15 protein-coding genes are annotated in these 16,703 nt (G+C 67.2%); 11 read left to right on the top strand and 4 right to left on the bottom strand.

The window, feature by feature from the left end:
- Nucleotides 1-90 precede the first annotated feature (90 nt).
- The gene (locus ABB28_RS15415; protein ID WP_057687259.1) at nt 91-1,695 is read left to right on the top strand and encodes a transglycosylase SLT domain-containing protein; all 1,605 of its coding nucleotides are present in this window, start codon (nt 91-93) and stop codon (nt 1,693-1,695) included.
- A gap of 187 nt (nt 1,696-1,882) precedes the next feature.
- On the opposite strand, the gene ABB28_RS15410 is transcribed toward ABB28_RS15415, so the two are convergent.
- The 3 genes from ABB28_RS15410 to cysS are packed head-to-tail and all read right to left on the bottom strand — an operon-like array spanning nt 1,883 to nt 5,010.
- Nucleotides 1,883-3,130 carry an MFS transporter gene (locus ABB28_RS15410; protein WP_057687258.1) on the bottom strand — a complete coding sequence of 416 codons (1,248 nt, stop codon included), beginning with the start codon at nt 3,128-3,130 and terminating at the stop codon, nt 1,883-1,885.
- A complete protein-coding gene (locus ABB28_RS15405; RefSeq protein ID WP_057687257.1) occupies nt 3,127-3,579 on the bottom strand; it encodes a SufE family protein in 453 nt (150 codons plus the stop codon). Before ABB28_RS15405 ends, ABB28_RS15410 begins: the two co-directional genes overlap by 4 nt.
- A gap of 54 nt (nt 3,580-3,633) precedes the next feature.
- On the bottom strand, nt 3,634-5,010 hold the full coding sequence (gene cysS, locus ABB28_RS15400) for a cysteine--tRNA ligase (RefSeq protein WP_057687256.1): 1,377 nt from the start codon (nt 5,008-5,010) through the stop codon (nt 3,634-3,636).
- A gap of 175 nt (nt 5,011-5,185) precedes the next feature.
- Between cysS and ABB28_RS15395 the strand changes: the two genes are divergently transcribed.
- The 10 genes from ABB28_RS15395 (at nt 5,186) to proB (ending at nt 15,219) form a co-directional block, all read left to right on the top strand.
- Nucleotides 5,186-5,746, top strand: coding sequence for a hypothetical protein (locus ABB28_RS15395; protein WP_057687255.1), 561 nt, complete (start codon nt 5,186-5,188; stop codon nt 5,744-5,746).
- Nucleotides 5,747-6,009: 263 nt separating this feature from the next.
- Nucleotides 6,010-7,020 carry an N-acetylornithine carbamoyltransferase gene (locus ABB28_RS15390; RefSeq protein WP_057687254.1) on the top strand — a complete coding sequence of 337 codons (1,011 nt, stop codon included), beginning with the start codon at nt 6,010-6,012 and terminating at the stop codon, nt 7,018-7,020.
- Between the two features lie 61 nt (nt 7,021-7,081).
- Complete coding sequence (locus tag ABB28_RS15385; RefSeq protein WP_057687253.1) at nt 7,082-8,275, top strand: argininosuccinate synthase; 1,194 nt, start codon at nt 7,082-7,084, stop codon at nt 8,273-8,275.
- A gap of 132 nt (nt 8,276-8,407) precedes the next feature.
- The gene (locus ABB28_RS15380; protein WP_057687252.1) at nt 8,408-9,496 is read left to right on the top strand and encodes an acetylornithine deacetylase; all 1,089 of its coding nucleotides are present in this window, start codon (nt 8,408-8,410) and stop codon (nt 9,494-9,496) included.
- Between the two features lie 72 nt (nt 9,497-9,568).
- On the top strand, nt 9,569-10,897 hold the full coding sequence (locus tag ABB28_RS15375) for an acetylglutamate kinase (RefSeq protein ID WP_057687251.1): 1,329 nt from the start codon (nt 9,569-9,571) through the stop codon (nt 10,895-10,897).
- Nucleotides 10,894-11,496, top strand: coding sequence for a GNAT family N-acetyltransferase (locus ABB28_RS15370; RefSeq protein WP_057687250.1), 603 nt, complete (start codon nt 10,894-10,896; stop codon nt 11,494-11,496). Before ABB28_RS15375 ends, ABB28_RS15370 begins: the two co-directional genes overlap by 4 nt.
- Nucleotides 11,493-12,446 (top strand): N-acetyl-gamma-glutamyl-phosphate reductase, encoded by a 954-nt coding sequence (gene argC / locus ABB28_RS15365; protein WP_057687249.1) that lies wholly within the window; start codon nt 11,493-11,495, stop codon nt 12,444-12,446. The genes ABB28_RS15370 and argC overlap by 4 nt, the downstream gene beginning before the upstream one ends.
- A 40-nt stretch (nt 12,447-12,486) precedes the next feature.
- Nucleotides 12,487-13,782 carry an argininosuccinate lyase gene (argH, locus tag ABB28_RS15360; RefSeq protein ID WP_057687279.1) on the top strand — a complete coding sequence of 432 codons (1,296 nt, stop codon included), beginning with the start codon at nt 12,487-12,489 and terminating at the stop codon, nt 13,780-13,782.
- Nucleotides 13,782-14,045, top strand: a complete 264-nt coding sequence (locus ABB28_RS15355; protein ID WP_057687248.1) for a YciI family protein — start codon at nt 13,782-13,784, stop codon at nt 14,043-14,045. Before argH ends, ABB28_RS15355 begins: the two co-directional genes overlap by 1 nt.
- Nucleotides 14,046-14,055: 10 nt before the next feature.
- Nucleotides 14,056-15,219 carry a glutamate 5-kinase gene (gene proB, locus ABB28_RS15350; RefSeq protein WP_057687247.1) on the top strand — a complete coding sequence of 388 codons (1,164 nt, stop codon included), beginning with the start codon at nt 14,056-14,058 and terminating at the stop codon, nt 15,217-15,219.
- Between the two features lie 34 nt (nt 15,220-15,253).
- On the opposite strand, the gene ABB28_RS18055 is transcribed toward proB, so the two are convergent.
- On the bottom strand, nt 15,254-16,696 hold the full coding sequence (locus tag ABB28_RS18055) for an Ig-like domain-containing protein (protein ID WP_152983490.1): 1,443 nt from the start codon (nt 16,694-16,696) through the stop codon (nt 15,254-15,256).
- Nucleotides 16,697-16,703: the final 7 nt, after the last annotated feature.

Below are 16,703 nucleotides of genomic sequence, written 5' to 3'. Positions count from 1 at the left end.
AACCGGCAGCGCGGTGCGGGCCCGCCCCGGGTTGCCCGGATCGTGGCGGCACCGCTACTCTGCCTGCCTGATTCGCACACAGTGCCAAAAATGCCCGTTCCTGTCCTGCTTGCTCGTGGATTGCCCGTCCTGGCCCTCGCCAGCCTGCTGCTGGCCGTCCCCGATGCCCATGCGCAACGTGTTTCCGCCCGTGATCGTGCCAAGGCCGAGGCGCTGCAGCAGCGCATGGGCGTGGCCGAAAAGCGCTACACCGACGCGCTGCTGCGCGTGGCCAATGCCGATCCGAAGGCGGCGGGCGAGGCCGATGCAGCGCTGGAAGACATGGAGGACGTGCTGAGCGAGTGCGTGGGCCAGAAGGGCTGCCAGATGAGCACCCTGCTGGCGACCTACAAGCGCCTGCTGAAGCGTGATGCCGACGCCGAAGGCGATGACAGCGTGGCCGATGAGGCCGGCGACACCCTGCAGGCCGACCCGGACCACATCGGGCCGCTGGCGGCCGACGTGCCCGAGGCGGCGCGCGCGGCGGCGCTGCTCAACGACAAGCGGCATGCCTTCGACAGCATGGTCGAGTACAACCCGGCCATCCAGGCCGGCATCCGGCGCTGGCTGACCGACATGCGCCCGGCGCTGCTGACCAGCTACGAGAATTACCAGAACGTGCGCGCGGTGATGTGGCCGGAATGGGAAAAGCGCGGCCTGCCCGAAGCGCTGTTGTTCGGCATCATGGCCAAGGAATCCAACGGTCGCGTACACGCCTCCTCGCGCGCCGGCGCGGCCGGCCTGATGCAGTTCATGCCGGCCACCGGCCGGCGTTTCGGGCTGGGCCCGGATGGCACCGGCTTCGACACCCGCTTCGATGCGCGCAGCGCGGCCGAAGCCAGTGCGACCTACCTCAACGAGCGCATGCGCCAGCTCAACAACAACATCGAGCTGTCGTTGGCCGGCTACAACGGCGGCGAAGGCCGCGCGCTGCGCGTGTTCCGCCAGGGCGGCGGGCAGAGCTTCTGGGTAGACAGCGTGTACAGCGAATTCCCGGCCGAGACCAAGGACTACGTGCCGATGGTGATCGCCGCGGCGTGGATCTTCCTGCACCCGCAGCAGTACGGGGTGGAGTTCCCGAAGGTCAACGCACAGCCGGCGACGGTGCGCCTGGCCAAGTCCACCACGATCTATGAGCTGACCATCTGCCTGGGCAGCCAGGGCACGCGGGATGGCTACATGCGCACCCTGCGCAACCTCAACCCGCGTTACGAAGCCGATGGCTGGATCCCGGCCGGTACGCTGATCAACGCGACCACCCGGATCGCCGGCCTGTACACGCGCAACTGCGTGAGCGGCCCGCGGGCTGACCTGGCACGCACGCTGATCACCGCTGATCTGAACGCGGCGATCGTGCGCCCCAGCGCGGCCAGCTTCACCGGCAGCGTGGCGGTGGGCGGGGTGGTGCCGGTCGCCGCGGCGGAAGCCAGCGTGGTGGGCACCGCGCCGACCGCGCCGGTCGTGGCGCCGCGTCCGGCCGCGCCGCGCGCGCAGCCGGTGCGCTCGCACAAGGTAGGAAAGGGTGAGACGCTGGGCCGGATCGCCGCGAAGTTCAGCTGCGACGTGCCCACGCTGGCCCGCGCCAATGGCCTGAAGGCCCCGGCCTACAGCCTGCGCCAGGGCCAGACGCTGAAGCTGCAGGGCTGCGGCAACTGACGATCCAGGCAGTGACGGCCGCTGGCCGTCATGCGGCAGGATCCCGCCGAGCAGGGCTCGGCGCTACCGGACCACCGGCGGCCGAACCACCGGCAGGGTAGTGACGGCCGCTCGCCGTCATGCGGTTGGATCCCGCCGAGCATGGCTCGGCGCAACCGGACCACCGGCGGCCGTCACGCTGCCGGATCTATTGCAGGTCGCGCAGGTTCAGGCGGCGCAGCGTGGGGTTCTTCCACGCCGTGATGCCCGCCACGCTGAGCACCGCGAATCCGCCCAGCACGACCGCCGGCACCAGTCCCAGCCACTTCGCCATCGTGCCGGCGTAGAACGCGCCCAGCTCGTTGGACGAGCTGATGAAGATGCCATTGATCGACGAAACGCGGCCGCGCATCTCTTCCGGCGTGGCCAACTGCAGGATGGTCGAGCGCACCACCACCGAAACGCCATCGAACGCGCCGTAGAACAGCAGGATCAGCGCCGACAGCCAGAAGTGGTGCGACAGCCCGAAGCCGATCACGCACAGCCCGAAACCGGCCACCGCGAACAACAGCACGCGGCCGGCATGCTTCTGCAGCGGGTGGCGGGCCAGCCACAGGCCGACCGCGATGGAGCCCAAGGCAGGCGCCGCACGCAGGATGCCCAGTCCTTCCGGCCCGTAATGCAGGATCTCCTGCAGGAAGGCAGGCAGCATCGCCACCACGCCGCCCAGCAGCACCGAGAACATGTCCAGCGCCATCGCCCCGACCATGATCCGGTTGCCGATCACGAAGCGCGCACCTTCGGCGATGCTGCGGAAGATCGGTGCGGCCGGACCGGTGTGCACCGGCTCGCTGACTTTCAGCGTGGCCAGGCAGGCCATCGCCATCAACGCAAAGCCGGTCGCAACGCCGTACGCCACGCCCTTGCCGCCCCAACCGACCAGCACACCGCCCAGTGCGGGGCCGACCACCATGCCGGCCTGGAAGAACACACTGCCCAGGCCTGCGCCGCGGGCGAACTGGTGGCGCTCCAGCACCCGGGCGAACAGGGCGTTGTAGATCGGTGACAGGAAGGCACGGACCATGCCGGTCAGCGCGATGGCGGCATAGATCGGCCACACGCCGTGGAACGGCAGCCAGCCCAGCGCCACCGCGCACAGCACCAGCGCAGTCGCCACCAGGCCGGCGCAAGCGGCCATGCCCAGCCGGCGTCGCGGCAGATGGTCGACCAGGTAGCCGGCAAACGGGGCGACGCAGAAGAACGGCAACACTTCGGCCAGGCCGACCAGGCCCAGCGAAAAGGGATTGCGGGTCACTTCATAGATGTGCCAGCCCACGGTGACCGCAACCACCTGGTAGGACAGCATCGCGAAGATGCGGTAGGCCAGCAGCTTGCTGAAGCCCGGGCGCGCCAGCAGCGTGCGTGCGGTCTCTTCGGTGGGGGCCGGCAGACTCACGGGCGCGTGGACTGCAGCTGTGCCTGCGCGGTTTCGCGGATGAAGGCCAGCATCGCGGCCACGCCGTTGCTGCGGGTGGGCGACAGGTGCCGTGACAGGCCGATGTCCTGGATGTAGCTGGGTTCGGTATCGATGATTTCCTGCGCCGAGCGCCCGGAGTACACGCGCAGGGCCAGGAAGATCAGCCCGGACACGATGGCCGAGTCACTGATCGCGTGGAAGTGCAGGGCATCGGCGTTGCCCTCCGGCACGATCCATACCATCGACTGGCAACCCAGCAGGCGGTGCTCTTCGCTCTTCCATTCTTCCGGGAAGACCGGCAGCTTGCGGCCCAGGTCGATCAGGTACTGGTAGCGCTCTGACCAGTCGCCGAAGAAGGAGAACTCCTCGGCAATGGTGGTCTGGGCCTCGGCGGCGGTGGCTTCAAGCGGGAACGGGGAGTCGGTCATTTCATTCTTCATGTGGCGGAGTGCGGCCGGCAGGGAGGGCCGGCACGAGGGCGATCAGGCGCGCTTGCGCACCCAGCGCACGCCCTGCGCGGTGTCTTCCAGCACGATCCCTTCGGCGGCCAGCTGGTCGCGGATGGCGTCGGAGCGGGCAAAGTCCCGTGCCTGCTTGGCGGCGGCACGCTCATCGATCAGGGCCTGGATGCGCGCATCGTCGTCGCTGCTGCCGCCCGCGGTGCCGAACCAGGCGGCGGGATCCTGCTGCAGCAGGCCCAGCGCCAGTCCGGCGCCCAGCAGGTCCTGCTTCAGTTGCATGCGCTCGGCCGGATCGGTGGCCCTGCGCGCTTCGCCGGCGATGCGGGCCAGTTCGGCCAGCGCAAGCGGCGTGTTGAGGTCGTCGTCCAGGGCTGCTTCCACCACGGCCGGTATGCGGGCACTGGCCTGCAGGTCGGCGAGGTCGCGCAGGGTGCCGTACAGGCGGTCCAGGGTGCGCCCGGCCTGCTCGATCACCGCATCGGACCAGTCCAGCGGCTGCCGGTAGTGGGCGGAAAGCAGGGCCAGGCGCAGGGCTTCGGGCGGATGCTGGCGGACCAGGTCGTGCACGCGCTCGATGTTGCCCAGCGACTTGCTCATCTTGGCGCCGCCGAAGTTCAGCATGCCGTTGTGCAGCCAGAAACGCGCGAACACCTTGCCGCCATGCGCGCACTCGCTCTGCGCGATTTCGTTCTCATGGTGCGGGAACTGCAGGTCCACGCCACCGGCATGGATGTCGATGGTCGGGCCCAGGTGGGCGGCGGCCATCGCCGAGCATTCGATGTGCCAGCCAGGTCGACCACGGCCCCATGGCGAGTCCCAGCCGGGCAGGTCGTCGCTGGAAGGCTTCCACAGCACGAAATCGCCGGCTGCGCGCTTGTACGGAGCCACTTCCACGCGGGCGCCTGCCAGCATTTCCTCCGGATCACGGCGGGAGAGCTTGCCGTAGCCGTCGAAGGTGTCCACCGCGAACAGCACGTGGCCTTCTGCGGCATAGGCGTGCCCGTTGTCGATCAGCTGGGCGATCATTTCCACGATCTGCGGCATGTGCGCGGTGACTTCCGGTTCGATGTCCGGTGGCACCACGCCCAGCGCGGCCATGTCCTCGCGGTAGGCGGCGGCGAAACGGTCGGTGATGGTGCTGATCGGAACGCCCTGCTCACGCGCGGCGGTGTTGATCTTGTCGTCCACGTCGGTGATGTTGCGGGCATAGCGCAGGGCGCCGAAGCGACGGCGCAGCAGGTCGGCCAGCACCCCGAACACGACCGGGCCGCGTGCATTGCCGATGTGCACGTAGTTGTAGACCGTGGGGCCACACACATACAGGGTCGGACAGGCCGGATCGAGCGGGGCGAACGTTTCCAGCTGGCGTGTCAGGTTGTTGTGCAGGCGCAGGGTCATGGCGGGGGCGCTGGGGGACAAGCCGTTGATTCTAGCGCTGCAGGGGCTCCCGGGGTACCGCGCGGGGTCATCCGGGCACGCCATGGGCTGGCCCCCTGCGCGGCGGACGGGTAATGTTCAGCCCCTTGGCGTCCGTGCTGCCTACACTATCGATGTGCCCTCGAACCCGTTGCCGATGAGATACCTCTTCCTTCCCGCACTGGCTGCCTGCCTGCTGGCCGGCCCTGCCATGGCCCAATCGGAAGAGGCCGAGCCGCGCAACCGGGTGGTGATCGTGGAGAACATCAAGCTCGATTACGCCCAGGTGCTCAACGTCGAACCGGTGTTCCAGACCCTGCGCGCCACCCGCACCGAAGAGCATTGTGAACCGGTCACCACGCGCAACCTGCCGCCGGTCAACGTCACCGGCGAAGAGCCGGTGGAAGAAAAGGGGCGCTTCGGGCGCCTGTGGGATTCGGTGCGATCGATCTTCAAGCCCGGCGAAGAGGGCAGTGCCGACGTGGCCGCGGTGCCGGTCGGGGCCCAGCCCAGCAACGCGCCGATCCTGACCCGTGACTGCCGCATCGTGCCGGTCGGGCGCGAGTTCCGCCGGCCCATCGCCTATGACGTGGACTACGTCTACAAGGGCACCAAGTACCGCTCGCGGCTGCCGGAAGATCCTGGCAACCGGCTGAAGATCCGGGTCTCCATCACCCCCTGGGTCGGGGCCGAACAGGGTTCGCCGGCAAATCCCTGACGGCGGGTCTTGCACCGCACCATCGGCCATGCCACCATGGGCGGAAATGAACGCCACCGACTTCCAGCACGACTCCAGCGCCGCCCGCCAGGCCAGCAGCATGACCTCGCGTGCCCGCCGACCGGAATCCCACATTTCCGCTGGGTGACCGGAGCTTCGTGCTGTCTGTTCGGTAAAAAACCCAGCCCCCCGGCTGGGTTTTTTCGTTTCCGGGTTCTGAAAAGTTGCATCTGCACTCACCTCCACACCGCAAGGATCGATTGATGTCCCTCAAGCACTTCCTGAACACCCAGGACTGGAGCCGCAGCGAACTCGATGCGCTGTTGACCCAGGCCGCGCTGTTCAAGCGCAACAAGCTCGGCGACCAGCTGAAAGGCAAATCGATCGCGCTGGTGTTCTTCAACCCGTCCATGCGCACCCGCACCAGCTTCGAACTGGGAGCTTTCCAGCTCGGTGCCCACGCGGTGGTGCTGCAGCCGGGCAAGGACGCATGGCCGATCGAGTTCAACCTCGGCACCGTGATGGATGGCGATACCGAAGAGCACATCGCCGAAGTGGCCAAGGTGCTGGGCCGCTACTGCGACATGATCGCGGTGCGCGCCTTCCCGAAGTTCGTGGACTGGTCGGTCGACCGCGAAGACACCGTGCTGAAGAGCTTTGCCAAGTACTCGCCGGTGCCGGTCATCAACATGGAAACCATCACCCATCCGTGCCAGGAACTGGCCCACGCGATGGCACTGCAGGAGCACTTCGGCACCCAGGACCTGCGTGGCAAGAAGTACGTGCTGACCTGGACCTACCATCCCAAGCCGCTGAACACCGCGGTGGCCAACTCCGCGCTGACCATCGCCACCCGCATGGGCATGGACGTGACCCTGCTGTGCCCGACCCCGGATTACATCCTGGACGAGCGCTACATGGGCTGGGCCGAGCAGAACGTAGCCGAGAACGGCGGTTCGCTGCAGGTCAGCCATGACATCGAAAGCGCCTACACCGGTGCCGACGTGGTGTACGCCAAGAGCTGGGGCGCGCTGCCGTTCTTCGGCAACTGGGAACCGGAAAAGCCGATCCGCGACCAGTACAAGCACTTCATCGTCGACGAGCAGAAGATGGCGCTGACCAACAACGGGGTCTTCAGCCATTGCCTGCCGCTGCGCCGCAACGTCAAGGCCACCGATGCGGTGATGGATTCGCCGCAGTGCATCGCCATCAACGAGGCCGAAAACCGACTGCACGTGCAGAAGGCGATCATGGCCGCGCTGGCCGGCCGCTGATTTCTTTCCGATTCGAACCTTCCGCCGGGCTTGGCCCGGCGCTACCAGGACCTTACCCCCCATGAGCAACAAAGACGTCGTCCTCGCCTTCTCCGGCGGCCTTGATACCAGCTTCTGCGTGCCCTACCTGCAGGAACGCGGCTACAACGTGCACACCGTGTTCGCCGACACCGGCGGCGTGGATGATGAAGAGCGCGATTTCATCGAAAAGCGCGCCGCCGAACTGGGCGTCACCAGCCATGTCACCGTCGACGGCGGTCCTGCGATCTGGGAAGGCTTCGTCAAGCCGTTCGTGTGGGCCGGCGAAGGCTACCAGGGCCAGTATCCGCTGCTGGTGTCGGACCGTTACCTGATCGTCGATGCCGCGCTCAAGCGCGCCGCCGAACTGGGCACCAACATCATCGCCCACGGCTGCACCGGCATGGGCAACGACCAGGTGCGCTTCGACCTGGCAGTGAAGGCGCTGGGCGACTACCAGATCATCGCCCCGATCCGCGAAATCCAGAAAGAGCACACCCAGACCCGCGCCTACGAGCAGAAGTACCTGGAAGAGCGCGGCTTCGGCGTGCGCGCCAAGCAGCAGGCCTACACCATCAACGAGAACCTGCTGGGGCTGACCATGTCCGGCGGTGAGATCGACCGTTGGGAAGCGCCGGGCGAAGGCGCCCGCGGCTGGTGCGCACCGCGCAGCGAATGGCCGGAGCAGGCCCTCACCGTCACCCTGAAGTTCGTCGACGGCGTTGCCGTGGAGCTGGACGGCAAGGCGCTGCCGGGCGAGAAGATCCTGGCCACGCTCAACAAGCTGTTCGCTCCGTATGGCGTGGGCCGCGGCGTGTACACCGGCGACACCGTGATCGGCCTGAAGGGCCGCATCGTGTTCGAAGCGCCGGGCCTGGTCTCGCTGCTGGCCGCGCACCGTGCGCTGGAAGACGCGGTGCTGACCAAGCAGCAGAACCGCTTCAAGCCGGACGTGGCGCGCAAGTGGGTGGAGCTGGTGTACGAAGGCTTCTACCACGACCCGCTGAAGACCGACATCGAAGCCTTCCTGAAGTCCTCCCAGGCCAAGGTCAATGGTGAAGTGGTGCTGGAAACCCGGGGTGGCCGCGTCGACGCGGTGGCCGTGCGTTCGCCGCACCTGCTCAACACCAAGGGCGCCACCTATGCGCAGTCGGCCGACTGGGGCGTGGAAGAGGCCGAAGGCTTCATCAAGCTGTTCGGGATGAGCTCCACCCTCTACGCGCAGGTCAACCGCTGAGCGGTTGACCACGCATTCCACCTAATCCCCGCGCCGTTGGCGCGCCCCCTTGAATACCAAGGGGGCTCTCCACCAGACGCATTACGGTAGCGCCGGGCCATGCCCGGCGGAATTCCACAGGATTGTTGATCCATGCTTGAACAGACGCTTCATCACCTGCAGGCGCTGGTGTCCTTCGACACCCGCAACCCGCCGCGTGCGATCACCACCGGTGGCATCTTCGATTACCTGCGCGACAACCTGCCCGGGTTCAATGTGGAGGTGGTCGACCACGGTGACGGCGCGGTCAGCCTGCATGCGGTGCGCGGTGCGCCGAAGTACCTGTTCAACGTGCACCTGGATACCGTGCCGGATTCGCCGCACTGGAGTGCGGATCCGCATGTGATGCGCCGCCTGGACGACCGGGTGGTCGGCCTGGGCGTGTGTGACATCAAGGGCGCGGCCGCTGCGCTGGTGGCTGCGGCCAACGCCAGTGAGGGCGATGCGGCGTTCCTGTTTTCCAGCGACGAGGAAGCCAACGATCCGCGCTGCATTGCCGCCTTCCTGGCCCGTGGCCTTCCCTACGAAGCGGTGCTCGTGGCCGAGCCGACCATGAGCGAGGCGGTGCTGGCCCACCGTGGCATCAGCTCGGTGCTGATGCAGTTCGCCGGCCGCGCCGGCCACGCGTCTGGCAAGCAGGATGCGGCCGCCAGTGCGCTGCACCAGGCAATGCGTTGGGGAAACCGCGCGCTGGACCATGTGGACTCGTTGTCCACGGCGCGCTTCGGCGGGCTGACCGGCCTGCGTTTCAACATCGGCCGCGTGGAAGGCGGGATCAAGGCCAACATGATCGCGCCGGCGGCCGAGCTGCGTTTTGGTTTCCGTCCACTGCCGTCGATGGACATCGATGCACTGCTGGCGACCTTTGCCGGCTTCGCCGAACCGGAAGCGGCGGTGTTCACCGAGACCTTCCGTGGCCCCAGCCTGCCGGCCGGTGACATCGCCGATGCCGAAAACCGACGCCTGGCCGCGCGTGACGTGGCCGATGCGCTGGACCTGCCGATCGGCAACGCGGTGGATTTCTGGACCGAGGCCTCGCTGTTCTCGGCCGGTGGCTACACCACGCTGGTGTTCGGCCCCGGCGACATCGCCCAGGCCCATACCGCCGATGAGTTCGTGACCCTGGAACAACTGCAGCGCTATGCCGACGCCGTGCACCGGATCATCAGCGCCGGCGCGTGAACCCCCCAACGCCGTCGTGCCCCGGCACGGCGGAACTGCAACGCGGCCCCCGCCGCCTGTGACGAAACCGAAATGTCCCCAGCCCTCCAGCCTCATCGCCAGACCCGCCAGACCATCGTGCGCCTGCTTTCCAGCATGGCCAGCGCGAAGGAAATCAGCCAGTACCTCAAGCGTTTTTCGCAGCTCGACGCCAAGCGCTTCGCCGTGGTGAAGGTCGGCGGGGCGGTGCTGCGCGATGACCTGGAAGCGCTGACGTCCTCGCTGTCGTTCCTGCAGGAAGTAGGGCTGACCCCGATCGTGCTGCACGGCGCCGGCCCGCAGCTGGATACCGAGCTGGCCGCCGCCGGCATTGAAAAGCAGACCGTCAATGGCCTGCGGGTGACCTCGCCGGAAGCGCTGGCGATCGTGCGCCAGGTGTTCCAGCAGTCCAACCTGCGGCTGGTGGAGGCCCTGCAGCAGAACGGCGCGCGCGCCACCTCGATCACCGGCGGCGTGTTCGAAGCCGAATACATGGACCAGGCCACCTACGGGCTGGTCGGCGAAGTGAAGAAGGTCAACCTTGCACCGATCGAAGCCAGCCTTCGCGCCGGTTCGATTCCGGTCATCACCAGCCTGGGCGAGACCCGCAGCGGACAGATCCTCAACGTCAACGCCGACTTCGCCGCCAACGAGCTGGTGCAGGAGCTGCAGCCGTACAAGATCATCTTCCTGACCGGCACCGGCGGGCTGCTGGACGAGGAGGGCAAGGTGATCGACTCGATCAACCTGTCCACCGAGTACGAACACCTGATGACCCAGCCGTGGATCCACGGCGGCATGAAGGTGAAGATCGAGCAGATCAAATCGCTGCTGGACCGGCTGCCGCTGGAGTCGTCGGTGTCGATCACCCGGCCGGCCGACCTGGCCAAGGAACTGTTCACCCACAAGGGCTCCGGTACGCTGGTGCGCAAGGGCGAACGCGTGCTGCGCGCGACGTCGTGGGACGAACTGGACCTGCCGCGCCTGCGCGGGCTGATCGAATCCAGTTTCGGCCGCGTGCTGGTGCCGGATTACTTCGACAAGACCCGCCTGCTGCGCGCGTATGTCAGCGAAAACTACCGCACCGCGGTGATCCTCACCGACGAAGCCGAAGGCGTGTACCTGGACAAGTTTGCCGTGCTCGACGACGCACAGGGCGAGGGCCTGGGCCGGGCGGTGTGGAACGTGATGCTGGACGAGACGCCGCAGCTGTTCTGGCGCTCGCGCAACGGCAATCCGATCAACCACTTCTACTATGCCGAATCCGATGGCTGCTACAAGCAGGGCACGTGGAAGACATTCTGGTTCGGTGCCGACGGCTTCGATCGCATCAAGGCCTACGTCGACCATTGCGCGCAGCGCGCGCCGAGCCTGCTCGGATGAACGCGCCCGCCGACTGGACCACTGCGCCGACGCTGTCGGGCCGCCACGTCTCGCTGGAGCCGCTGCAGGCCCTGCACGTGCCGGGCCTGCAGCGCGCCGTGGAAGGCACCGGGCTGGACCAGCTGTGGTTCACCCAGGTACCGTCGGTCGCCGGCATGGCGGCGTATGTGGACGCCGCGCTGCAGGCGCAGGCAGACGGCAACGTGCTGCCGATGGTGATCCGTGATGCAGGCGGAGAGATCGTCGGCACCACGCGCTGCTACGCGCTGGATGCCAGCGTGCCCAAGCTGAGCATCGGCTATACCTGGTACGCGCCGCGCGTACAGCGCAGCGGGGTCAATACCGAGGCCAAGCTGCTGTTGCTGCAGCATGCCTTCGAAACGCTCCGCTGCCTGGCCGTGGTGTTTGAAACCAGCTGGTTCAACCATGCCTCGCGCACGGCCATCGCGCGTCTTGGCGCCAAGCAGGACGGCGTGCTGCGCAACCACACCCGGCATCCCGACGGCACGCCGCGCGATACCGTTGTTTTCTCCATCATCGACACGGAATGGACGGCGGTGAAACGCCACCTGCAGTTCCGCCTGGACAGCCACGCATGAACGTAAAAACCTTCACCCTGGGCATCGTCGGCGCCCGCGGCCACACCGGCGCGGAGCTGATCAAGCTGGTCGCCGCGCATCCGAACCTGCAGCTGGCGTTCGTGTCTTCGCGCGAACGCGCCGGGCAACGGCTGGCCGACCACCATCCGGAGATCACCGGCGAGGTGCAGTACGAAAACCTGGACGCCGACGCGGTCGCCGCCAAAGGCGTGGACGCGGTGATCCTGGCGCTGCCCAATGGCCTGGCTGCGCCGTTCGTGGCCGCGCTGGAGTCGGCAAGGCCGGACACGGTGATCGTCGATCTGTCCGCTGATTACCGCTTCGAAGGCAGCTGGTACTACGGCCTGCCCGAGCTGACCCGCACCCAGTACAACGGTGAGAAGCACATCAGCAACCCGGGCTGCTATGCCACCGCGATGCAGCTGGCGATCCACCCGCTGCTGGACCTGCTGGCCGGTCCGCCGCAGTGCTTCGGGGTGTCCGGCTATTCCGGCGCCGGTACCACGCCTTCGGACAAGAACAATCCGGAACTGCTGGCCGACAACCTGATGCCGTACGCACTGACCAACCACGTACACGAACGCGAGGTGTCCGCGCACCTGCGCGTGCCGGTGGAGTTCATGCCGCACGTGGCGCCGCACTTCCGCGGCATCACCATGACGGTCAACCTCTGGCTCAACCAGGTGCAGACCCGCGAACAGATCGCCGCGCGCTTCGCCGATGCCTACGCCGCCGAGCCGCTTGTCGATGTCGTCGACGACGCGCCGTGGGTGAGCCGCATCGCCGGCCGCCACGGCGTGCAGGTCGGCGGCTTCACCGTTGCGCCCGGCGGCAAGCGGGTGGTGGTGGTGGCCACGCTGGACAACCTGTTGAAGGGCGCGGCCACCCAGGCCATGCAGAACCTCAACCTCGCGCTGGGTATCGACGAACTCACCTCGATCCCGCATTGATTGAATCAACGGGCGGCCCAGGCCGCCGATGGAGCACAGCATGGCAGACCTTCTGTGGCAGAAGCCGGGCGTCGCGGTCGACGCAAAGATCCAGACCTTCCTCGCCGGTGATGACGTGATCCTTGATCGCGAATTCTTCCTGCATGACATCGCCGCCAGTGCCGCGCACGCCGAGGGCCTGGCGCACATCGGCATCCTCAGCGCCGACGAGCTGGCCGGCCTGCAGCGTGAACTGGAGGTGCTGGCCGATGACTTCCGTGCCGGGCGTTTCGTGCTGGACGAGCAATACGAAGACGGCCATTCGGCCATCGAAGCGCGCCTGACCGACCGCCTCGGCGATGCCGGTCGCCGCATCCACACCGGCCGCAGCCGCAACGACCAGGTGCTGGTGGCGACCCGGCTGTGGCTGAAGGAAAAGCTGCAGCGCGTAGCGCAGCTCAGCGCGGAGATCGCCAAGGTGGCGCTGGATCGGGCCGACGCCGAGAAGGACCTTCCGATTCCGGGCTATACGCACATCCAGCGCGCCGTGGTGTCCTCGGCCGGCATGTGGTGGGCGGGCTGGGCCGAGGCGTTCATCGACAACGCCATCCGCGCCCGCGATACGCATGCGCTGGTGGATGCCAATCCGCTGGGCACCGCCGCCGGCTACGGCGTCAACCTGCCGCTGGACCGCGAACACACCACTGCCGCGCTCGGCTTCGCGCGCATGCAGGTATCGCCGATCTACGCGCAGCTTTCGCGCGGCAAGTTCGAAATGGCCGCGCTGGAAGCACTCGGCGGCGCGACGCTGGACCTTCGCCGCATCGCCTGGGACCTGTCCCTGTTCACCAGCGCGGAGTTCGGTTTCGTGGCACTGCCGGCGCAGTACACCACCGGCAGTTCGATCATGCCGAACAAACGCAATCCCGATGTCATCGAGCTGATGCGCGCGACCCACGCCAGCGTCGCCGCGGCACGCACCGAAATCGAGCAGCTGCTGTCGCTGCCGTCCGGCTACCACCGTGACCTGCAGGGTTCCAAGGGCGCGATCTTCCACGGCTTCGGCCGCGGCCTGGCCGCGCTGGAACTGCTGCCGGCGCTGCTGGCCAACCTGGAATGGCGCAACGACAAGCTGCTGGCCGGGATCGATTCAGGCATGTACGCCACCGACGTGGCGGTCGAGGCGGCCGTCGCCGGCGTGCCGTTCCGCGAAGCCTACAAGGCCGCAGCGGCAGGCGCAGACACGGCGGGCCAGGGCCGTACGCCGGAAGGCAGCCTGGCCGCGCGGGTGTCGCCCGGCGCCGCCGCCGACCTGCGCCTGGACGTCCTGCGCGCGCGCTGGCAGGCACTGGCCTGATGGCCGCCACGCTGTATCTGGTGATGGCGATGCGGCGGCCGGATTTCGATCCGGCGGCGGTGCAACCGCACATCGCCTTCCTTGATGAACTGCGTGCTGCCGGCCAGCTGCAGCTGACCGGCGGTTTCAGTGACGGCAGCGGCGGGGCATACGTGCTGTGCAACGTGGACAGCCTGGAGCAGGCCCGCGCCATCGTCGCGCGCGATCCGCTGGTGACCCTGCAGTCTTCGGACCTGACCGTCCACGAATGGACCACCCGGTGAGCCCCTCCTGATGATCGACCCTGCCGCCATGACCGCATCGCCGTTTCCCGAACAAGCGTTGCCGGACTGGCGGCGCGCCGTGCTGAAGGTCGGCAGCAGCCTGCTCGCCGCAGATGGCGGCGGGCTGTCCCCACGCCATGCCCTGGGGCTTGCCCAGTTCGTATCGGCCAACGTGCTGGCAGGCCGCGAAGTGGTGATCGTGTCTTCCGGCGCGGTCGCCGCCGGCCGCGCGATCCTGCCGCGGGTCGAGGCGGCCGGTGCGGCGATGGCCGCCCGCCAGGCATTGGCCGCACTCGGCCAGGCCCAGCTGATCGGCCTGTGGCAGCGCTTCTTCGAACGGCCCGTGGCGCAGGTGCTGCTCACCCACGATGACCTGCGCAACCGCCGTCGTTATCTCAACGCACGCGCTACCCTCAACGAGCTGCTGCGGCTGGGCGCGCTGCCGGTGGTCAACGAGAACGACACCGTATCGGTGGACGAGCTCAAGCTTGGCGACAACGACAACCTGGCCGCCACCGTGGCGGCGCTTGTGGATGCGGATGTGCTGTTCATCGCCACGGACATCGACGGCCTGTACAGCGCCGATCCGCGCCGCGATGCGTCGGCGCAGCCGATCCCGCAGGTGCAGGAATTGACCGCCGACGTGCTGGCGATGGCGGGCGGCAGCGGCAGCAGCGCAGGCACCGGCGGCATGCGCACCAAGTTGGAAGCCGCATCGAAAGCGGCGCGGCTGGGCATCGAAACGATACTGTTCAATGGCCGCAACGGCGATGTGGTGCGCGCGCTTGCGCAGGGGCGTCTGCATGGCACGCGCCTGCATGCGTCACAGAGCCGCGAGGCCGCACGCAAGTACTGGCTGCGGCACGCCCCCGTGGAACCCGGGGTGATCTGGATCGACGACGGCGCCGTGCAGGCGATGCGCGGCAAGGGCGCGTCGCTGTTGCCGGGGGGCATCACCGGGGCGGACGGTGAGTTCCGGCGGGGCGACATGGTCGAAATCCGCTGCCGGCCGGGGGCCGGCGGTGGCGAGGCGAGCGTCGCGCGCGGCGTCACCCAGTACGCGGCCAGCGACATACGCCGCATCGCCGGGCGCCATTCGCGGGATATCGAAGCGGCGCTCGGCTACAACTACGGGGGCAACGTCGTGCACCGCGACGACCTGGTGCTGGTCTAGCGTCGCGCTGTGCACGGCTGTTTCGCGTCTACTGCTACGGGTTTACATCGGGAACTCCGGGAGGCGCTTCTGCCAGCACCCGGATGGTGCGTCGGGTGATCTCGCGCTGCGGCCGGGAAGACATGCGTGCGATGATGGTGTGCTCTCCGGGCGCGAGCGGCCCGACTTCAATGCTCCATTTGTTCTCCTTGTCTGGTCTGAGATGCTGTTTGCTGCCGTCTGCCAGCTCGATATCGAAGGGGCCCACTGCGGTGCCGCTGAAGACAGGAGTAGGGCCCGTCTCTGCCCCTTCCCGTGGTGAGGTGATGATCGGTGCCTGAAACTCGACCGTGTGCAGCTGGGCGAGCGGATCGCTCGCCGTACGCAGGAATAGTCGTCCCGGCCGGAACGGCGCTGGTGGGGGGGTGATCAAGTGCTCGAATCGCCACACACCGTTTTCGTCAACGGTGCTCAGTTCTGTCCACGGACCGTCCCTGCCCACGCTGAACTCAATGATGTCGAAGTGCTCGCCCGTGCCCTCGGCGATGGCACCGAACCGAGTGACCAGGCCGGTTTCATCGACCAGAGGGCCAGCGATCAGACGAGAGACGCTCCAGGGCGAAAAATAGTCGACCTCGACACGGCGTTCAACGACCTCCCCGGTTGACAGATTTTCAACCCGCAGCACGACCTCTCCGGAGCGCTCGGAGCGGACCTCACTGACTTCCCATGCGCCGCCCGGATTCGCTGTTGCTGTGGCTGGAGGACCCTCGCCCAGCGACACCTGCAAGTCCGAGTATGGAGTGGAGACGCCGGTAACGCGCGTTATCCGGGTAATCTTTCTGCCTTCTTCTGGAAACTGCAGTCCCAGGGGGATGTGCGGGGGGGCGCTGACGGTAACGCTTGTAGAAGCGGGAGCCGAGTTGCCCAGTCGCACATCGAGCGCGATTGCGCTGGCGGTGTGTGTTCCCTCCGCTGCAACGACGGTGGCTGTCCAGCGGCCGTCGCGATTCGCCTCGACGGTCGTGACCCGCCCGCTGACACTGAGCTGGGCTGATGCGTTTGGCCGCACTCTGCCGGTTGCCACCACTTTCATCACACCGTCGCGGGCGGTGAACTCGGCCGGTGGAGGTACCTCGGGCAGCGGTACGTCCACATACTCGCTGGCCCGCCTCGGGTTTTCCCGTTCGCGTGCTGCGAAGAATCGCATCGTGCGGTTGGAATTTTTTCCCACTGATGCCCACCACTGTCGCGTGCCGAAAGGCTGGGAGTGCATCTCCCCACTGCTTTTCGTAGCACTATGGCGATGCAGTTTTCCTTCACTGTCTTCGCTCCATAGCTGGTAGCCGGCGCTGGGATTGAGGAGCGTGGAGGCACTGATCCTGAAGTCGATCGCCGCGCCGGCCTGCGGTGCCAACGTGACATTGTCAATGGCGAGGTGGATGGTGGGATCGGGGGACGGATCGCGAGGATTGGATTCTTCGGCGTTGGTCGACATTGCTTGG

Source organism: Stenotrophomonas chelatiphaga (assembly GCF_001431535.1).
GTDB lineage: Bacteria > Pseudomonadota > Gammaproteobacteria > Xanthomonadales > Xanthomonadaceae > Stenotrophomonas > Stenotrophomonas chelatiphaga.
This window is presented reverse-complemented; position numbering and strand designations above follow the sequence as displayed.

Bases quoted from the DNA above. Each gene is read 5' to 3' on its own strand.
- ABB28_RS15370 (WP_057687250.1), top strand. From the start codon at position 10,894: ATGAACGCGCCCGCCGACTGGACCACTGCGCCGACGCTGTCGGGCCGC.
- proB (WP_057687247.1), top strand. From the start codon at position 14,056: ATGATCGACCCTGCCGCCATGACCGCATCGCCGTTTCCCGAACAAGCG.
- cysS (WP_057687256.1), bottom strand. From the start codon at position 5,010: ATGACCCTGCGCCTGCACAACAACCTGACACGCCAGCTGGAAACGTTC.
- argC (WP_057687249.1), top strand. From the start codon at position 11,493: ATGAACGTAAAAACCTTCACCCTGGGCATCGTCGGCGCCCGCGGCCAC.
- ABB28_RS18055 (WP_152983490.1), bottom strand. From the start codon at position 16,696: ATGTCGACCAACGCCGAAGAATCCAATCCTCGCGATCCGTCCCCCGAT.
- argH (WP_057687279.1), top strand. From the start codon at position 12,487: ATGGCAGACCTTCTGTGGCAGAAGCCGGGCGTCGCGGTCGACGCAAAG.
- ABB28_RS15375 (WP_057687251.1), top strand. From the start codon at position 9,569: ATGTCCCCAGCCCTCCAGCCTCATCGCCAGACCCGCCAGACCATCGTG.
- ABB28_RS15385 (WP_057687253.1), top strand. From the start codon at position 7,082: ATGAGCAACAAAGACGTCGTCCTCGCCTTCTCCGGCGGCCTTGATACC.
- ABB28_RS15390 (WP_057687254.1), top strand. From the start codon at position 6,010: ATGTCCCTCAAGCACTTCCTGAACACCCAGGACTGGAGCCGCAGCGAA.
- ABB28_RS15405 (WP_057687257.1), bottom strand. From the start codon at position 3,579: ATGACCGACTCCCCGTTCCCGCTTGAAGCCACCGCCGCCGAGGCCCAG.
- ABB28_RS15355 (WP_057687248.1), top strand. From the start codon at position 13,782: ATGGCCGCCACGCTGTATCTGGTGATGGCGATGCGGCGGCCGGATTTC.
- ABB28_RS15415 (WP_057687259.1), top strand. From the start codon at position 91: ATGCCCGTTCCTGTCCTGCTTGCTCGTGGATTGCCCGTCCTGGCCCTC.
- ABB28_RS15395 (WP_057687255.1), top strand. From the start codon at position 5,186: ATGAGATACCTCTTCCTTCCCGCACTGGCTGCCTGCCTGCTGGCCGGC.
- ABB28_RS15380 (WP_057687252.1), top strand. From the start codon at position 8,408: ATGCTTGAACAGACGCTTCATCACCTGCAGGCGCTGGTGTCCTTCGAC.